Here is a 5,619-nt window from a genome sequence, read left to right as displayed (position 1 = left end):
ATGGAGTAACCAGATCTCCTCTAGCTTGCTTAAATCATTAGCTTTCAAAAATTCCTTCACGTTTTCCAGACTGAAATGCGAGCGTAATAACCGCTTTTTCATAACTCTTGGCACTCGGCCGGAAGCAATGTTTTCGTTCAAAATGGCCAAGCTATAGTTGCATTCAATCATTATGTGTGTGAGGCCAGGGAACAGGTAGCGAATATAGTACGTATCTGTTGCGAACAAAAGTTTTTCACGCTGTTCGTTCATCAATAGATATCCAACCGGTTCGGACGTATCGTGCTGAACGTCGAAAGGCAAGATGATCCATGTTCCGAGCTTAAACTGTTTCTTCGCTTCAACCTTTTTAATTCGGTGATGCTGTATCCCTATTGCTTCAGCTGTCCCGGGAGACATATAGCAATTGATACCGGCTTTTAGAACGTCCTGTAAGCCTGCACAATGGTCTCTATGTTCATGGGTGACTAAACACCCAGCTAAGCCAGTAGTCTTAAAATTAAGCCGTTTTTGGATGTTTTTAAATGGGATTCCGCACTCTAAAAGGATGGGGGTGCTACCATCGGTCACATGGTAGCAGTTCCCCTTGCTACCCGAAGCTAGGGCATGGATTTCGATCATCAGAATCCTGGCCCTTCTGTTCCGGTTGCATCCAACGTTAATTGCTCATGGTGCTCTTCTTCCCTTTCTTCTGGTTGTTGCTGCTGACCATCAATTTGTTGTGGATCTTCCGGCACTTCTTCGTAATCAATATCAATGACTTCCCTGTTGGCGTTTTTTTTGATTTCTTCCTCGGCTTCCGCCTCTTCGATGACCTCGTCTTGCCTGTTGAAGTGACTTATCACCAAGCTGCTGTCATCGCTTGAGTTGACAAACTTTTTGCAAGCTCGGTTGATAACCGTTTTCTTGGCCATTTCCTGGCGAAACTCATCGTGTGTGGATCCTTTTCGTTCGGAGTTTTGGTCTTTTCCCCACATTTGGGACTTGGACCAGGCTTTGCGGATTTCGTCCATCGTCATCACTTCGTAGTACGCTTCCCCATCCGGCATGACGATAGTCGCATAAGCACCGATGATTTTGTCCTTGTTGATGTTGCCGAATTTTTGCTTATGGACAAGGTTGACGATCCTGGCGTTTTTGATTTCGTATTCCACTTCGTCACCTTCGTAGATGACATTAGCGTTGATTTCCTTCGCCCCTGTCACCCGTTTGGTCACGGCCATGGTCCCGAAATAGGACCGCATACAAATCAATTGATTTCCGAAAACCACAAAGTAGCATTGTTTTTTCGCGGGGTTCAACCCTTGGATCACCATGTCCAATAGGGCATTAGCAACGGAATCCCTCGTACAAACTTCTAGGGCCGGTCGCTTGTTTCGGTCAACGGTGCTTTGAAGGATCAGCCAAGCGGATTTCATGGCGTTCTCCGGGCTATAGTTGGCGGGGAAATGCAATTCCCCGCGTTCTTGGAATTCCTTTACTTTCGCAGCGACGACATCGACCGTGTCTTTTTTAATCAAAGCAAGTTGATTACTCATTTATACGGCCTCCCTCATGGATTTCTCTTTTGTTTCAACGCGTAATTTCTTATCATTTTCGCTGACAATGAGGCTGATCATTTGAGAGTTCGTTTCAATGAGTTGTGTCACAGCTTCGGCATTATCTATGAAGATCGGTGCTGAGAAACCATAATGGTCTGACAGTGTATTGATGATGTCTAAACCAACGTTGATTTTTGCTGCGTTGTTCAGACCGCTGGAATATGGCACACCCTCATAAAGCGTTTCACAGACTTCTTGAAGGCCACCGTTGATCTGTTGCTCAAAGAGTTTGAATCGCGCGAATTTGAATTTATTGTTGATTTTTTCTTCCAGAAGATTGACTTTTGTCCGGATGAATTCCTCGATTAAATAGAGCTGATGCTCCAGCTTTTCAAATTCCTCTGCCAATTTCCGTTCCTGTTCTTCCAGCTCCCGGATCCGTTCCTCGGATTGTTTGATTAGCGCGAACTTGCCAAGGTCGGCTTGCAATTGATCGCGTTTTTGTTTGAGTTCTATGATTTCCATTTGAACTGCCTGGATGGATTCATTCGCCGATGCTTGAAGGTCGGCGATCTCTTTCTGGATCTCTGCTTTTTCTTTTAGCTTGGTCATGTATTCGGTGTTTTCTGTGATGTCCACGATGGTGGACTCAACGGCTTTCAGCTGCTCGTGCATCTTTTCAAGGCCCGTTTGTTTTCTCTCGATTTCAGCAGTCAGTTTTTCCTTTTCCTTCACCAATCGCTCATTGTCTTCGATCAGTTTTTGCTTTTGTGCGGCCCCGTTTTTACCCTTGGCTGTGATTTCTTCCAGTTTTCGGGCCTTTTCAAGGTTAAATTGTTTCAGGGCTTTTTCCCTGGCGGCTTCGATTTGTTCAGCTGGCAGTTCCTGGCCACACGTTGGGCAGGTGCCGTTTTCATCGTGCTCGAATTGTTGATCATTAACCTCCTGCCATTCCTTCCGCCATTGTTGAAGCTGGGACTCGATGTGGTTGATATATTCCTCGTTGAACTTTATTTGGCTTTCAATATTTTGGATCTTCGACCTCAACAGTGAGATATTCGATTCTTCCTCCTGGATCCGGGCCGTCAACCGGTAAATTTCGTCTTTCGTCCCAGATTCATGGGCCTGTTGGATCTGAATGAGTTCCAATTCAACCTCTTGGATTTGTTTCCGTTTTTCCGCGATAGCGGCCCCATTTCGGATGTTGCTGATCAGATCCTGCTTTTCATCAATTTCCGCGTTTATGGTTGCTATTTCTGCCTCCAGGGCCTCTTTATCCAGCCCGGTCAAATCCGGCAGGTTATGGTGGATTTCGTCGATCCGTACCGGGATTTTTTGGAGCTGGTCATTTATTTCTTTTTTCCGGGCCGCGATTACTTTGCGATGGTTTTCGATGCCCCGGCCGTTCAAGATGTCTAAAAGCTCAGCCAGATCCTTATTGCATGCGATGACCTCTTCGTCTGTGATGTCACCGCAAACCTCAAGCAGGATCTTTCGGCGGTCTTGCCATTTAAGCTGTTCGTTGAAGTAAGTGGGGCTTGTGAGCAATTTGAACACGTTCTCGTCGATCAGGTTGGAGATCAGTTCTTCATACTCTTTTTTCTTCACCGGGACCCCGTCAATGAAATAATCTGTCGTGTGCCCGGTGAATTCGGCCTGCACGGATCCGCGTTTTTTTGTCCATTTTTCTGAAAACACCTTTTTCAAGGTAAGCTTTTTTCCATCAACAAGGAACACGCCCTCCACCTCGTGGTCAAGGTTGTGCAGCACGTTTCCGTTTTTGTCCAAGGTTTTTATTGCGAAGTCCTTCTTGTTTTGACTGTCCTTATCGAACAGGAGCCAAATGAAGGCATCGAACAAGGTCGTTTTCCCGGTAGCATTGTCACCATAAACCCGAATGTTTTCGCCTTGGGCATCCAACACAAAATGACGGATGCCCTTGAAATTGTCAATAGTGAGCTGTAGCAAACGTATTCTTTTCATTGTTTTTACCCTCCATGTATTTTTGATAGGATTCACGCGAATCAAACTGAAAGACGATGGCGCCGTTTGCTTTGAAAGCGATATATCCTCCGGATTCTTGCAAACGGATTTGGTCTTTCGTGTCTTCGCTGAAAGGCACTTGATACATGGTATCCTTCCTTTCTTGACGTTTTGGAGGGCCTCCCGTTAAAATGGGAGAAGGAACAATATATCACGGAAGGCCCGAAATCGACTGTTGCCGCAGTCGATTTTTATTCTGGTGGAACTTCTTGTGGAATGATCATCGGGATTTCATCATCATCCGATATTTCCAATTCATCACCATCTAAGAATTCCAACCAACATTTTTCTGAGCAACAACATTCCCATTTGTGATTTTTTACCTCTGGGAACCCTTCACCGTCCTCGAACGAATCCCCGCAGTTGATACATTTTTTCAATCAAACATCCCTCCATTCTGCGCCGATAAAGCGCATCAAGCATTCATAGTCATCGAAGTAATAACCATCCCAAAAGATGTGCTCATATCCATCGATGATTTCCTCGCCGCAGCCGCAAGCGCATTTTCCGATCACTTTCGGACCGCGCTGTTCAGAGAAGCAGACCATCGGGTTTTCGAGGTCCTCGATGATCGGTCTCATACCATCACCTCCATTCCAACGTCACCCCGCCAGCGATGCCCAACCGGCAGCCGACGGTCGTTTCGACGAAGCGGCGCAAGTATGTGCCCTCTCCGTGTGGTGTCGACCGGAACCTCGAATTCAAAAGTTTCTTCGTAGAGAACGAAGTCACGGTCCCAACTAGAACGGTGTTTGGCTGTGATTCGACTTTTCATACTACCCTCCTTTCGGCCTGTCATCGGTTCTGTACCGATCCGCTTGCGCGGTCATCAGCGACGGGAGGCCATCCCCGCCGGACCGGGGCTAGGGGCGGACAAGGGGGATTCCACCTCCTATAAATTTTTTGATTTCCCCGGTTTCGACACATGGCGAATATTGTCTACCACATGAAGGTGTGGTAGACTAATGTTGAGTATGGGAATGTAAAGTAATTATGTCATTATGCCGTCGCGTTTGCGATGGTTTTTTCTTTTTCTGCTTTGTAATGGTCAATCATATAACCAACTGTGACGATCACTCGTAAATTGGTTGAGTACTCTACATTTTCAAGTTGTGTATGCAAGTCCCCATCTGCCACATAGTCAGCAAGAAAATTACTGATGGTTGACATTTGTTTTCCTCCTCACAGACGATCTCTTCAAGTTAGCGCTCGCCGCGCTTCAATTCTTGCTCGTGTACCAATCGTAGTCGCCTTGAATCAAGCTGGAATTCTTCCTCAAGCACTCCCTGCATGACGAGCGCCTTTTCAATGACGTCACGAATCTCATGCCAAACCTTTTCTGCGCTCTGCTTTCTTCGTTCGGGGTCAATGTGTCGGGCCAAGATGAGTTCCCCCAATGCTCTTTCTGCTTCGTCAAGCTCTTTGAGCAAGATTTCTTTGAGCGCCGCCGGATGGAGATCGAGGGTCGGTACCTCATCAAGGATATTGCTGATATAACCGCCGCTGCGCTCGTCGATGATGGTTAAGGCTAACTTCCAATTTAACCGAGCGATATTCGGGTCGTGATGTTTGGGCAATGGGTAATTACCGCTTTCGATTCGGGATACAAGAGAACGATCAATATGCAGCTCCTGTGCAATCTCGCGTTGGCTGACATTGCGTTCACGACGGTACTCAAGCAGTTTTTCACCAATATTCACTTTCTTTTCTCCTTTCGGAACGTTAATGATATTTAGTTGTGAATGTGCGGAATGTTATGCTTTTAATTGAACAGACCGGAGTGTTTTCTTGATGTAATCGACTCCGAAATAGATCAGCGCATCATAAGCGCATTGTTTTGAACAGAATGTTGTGGAATTGTTGCCAGCTCTGTAGTAGTCGCCTTTGATCGGCTCGCCACAGTTGGCACAGATGATTTTTGTCATGCTTTCACCTCCTCACATAGCCCAACGGTCATATTCCGTGTTCTCTTGGACCCATTTGGTATGTTCATCGATCCACTTGAGAAGCAAGTGTGTCGGTACTTTCGGATGTC

At 46.2% G+C, this 5,619-nt stretch carries 9 protein-coding genes; all 9 read right to left on the bottom strand.

The window, feature by feature from the left end:
* A partial coding sequence (locus CCB157_RS15930; RefSeq protein ID WP_077616825.1) for an MBL fold metallo-hydrolase occupies positions 1 to 621 on the bottom strand: 621 nt, incomplete at its 3' end.
* Entirely contained in the window at positions 621 to 1,418 is a 798-nt protein-coding gene (locus CCB157_RS15925; protein ID WP_238594745.1) for a recombinase RecT, read from the bottom strand. The genes CCB157_RS15930 and CCB157_RS15925, both read right to left, overlap by 1 nt.
* A gap of 120 nt (positions 1,419 to 1,538) precedes the next feature.
* Positions 1,539 to 3,524, bottom strand: coding sequence for an AAA family ATPase (locus CCB157_RS15920; protein ID WP_077616823.1), 1,986 nt, complete (start codon positions 3,522 to 3,524; stop codon positions 1,539 to 1,541).
* Positions 3,490 to 3,672, bottom strand: coding sequence for a YjzJ family protein (locus CCB157_RS15915; RefSeq protein ID WP_077616822.1), 183 nt, complete (start codon positions 3,670 to 3,672; stop codon positions 3,490 to 3,492). Before CCB157_RS15915 ends, CCB157_RS15920 begins: the two co-directional genes overlap by 35 nt.
* A gap of 103 nt (positions 3,673 to 3,775) precedes the next feature.
* On the bottom strand, positions 3,776 to 3,964 hold the full coding sequence (locus CCB157_RS15910; RefSeq protein ID WP_077616821.1) for a hypothetical protein: 189 nt from the start codon (positions 3,962 to 3,964) through the stop codon (positions 3,776 to 3,778).
* The gene (locus CCB157_RS15905) at positions 3,965 to 4,165 is read right to left on the bottom strand and encodes a hypothetical protein (protein ID WP_077616820.1); all 201 of its coding nucleotides are present in this window, start codon (positions 4,163 to 4,165) and stop codon (positions 3,965 to 3,967) included. It abuts the gene before it with no gap.
* A 418-nt stretch (positions 4,166 to 4,583) separates the two neighbouring features.
* Positions 4,584 to 4,754, bottom strand: a complete 171-nt coding sequence (locus CCB157_RS17740) for a hypothetical protein (RefSeq protein WP_158077357.1) — start codon at positions 4,752 to 4,754, stop codon at positions 4,584 to 4,586.
* Between the two features lie 32 nt (positions 4,755 to 4,786).
* The gene (locus CCB157_RS15895) at positions 4,787 to 5,284 is read right to left on the bottom strand and encodes a helix-turn-helix domain-containing protein (RefSeq protein WP_077616818.1); all 498 of its coding nucleotides are present in this window, start codon (positions 5,282 to 5,284) and stop codon (positions 4,787 to 4,789) included.
* A 54-nt stretch (positions 5,285 to 5,338) separates the two neighbouring features.
* On the bottom strand, positions 5,339 to 5,509 hold the full coding sequence (locus CCB157_RS17735; protein ID WP_158077356.1) for a hypothetical protein: 171 nt from the start codon (positions 5,507 to 5,509) through the stop codon (positions 5,339 to 5,341).
* Positions 5,510 to 5,619: the final 110 nt, after the last annotated feature.

The sequence above is a fragment of the Caenibacillus caldisaponilyticus genome, assembly GCF_002003465.1.
GTDB classification, from domain to species: domain Bacteria; phylum Bacillota; class Bacilli; order Bacillales; family Sporolactobacillaceae; genus Caenibacillus; species Caenibacillus caldisaponilyticus.
Note: the sequence above shows the minus strand (reverse complement) of the source record. Positions and strands in the feature narration are given on the sequence as shown.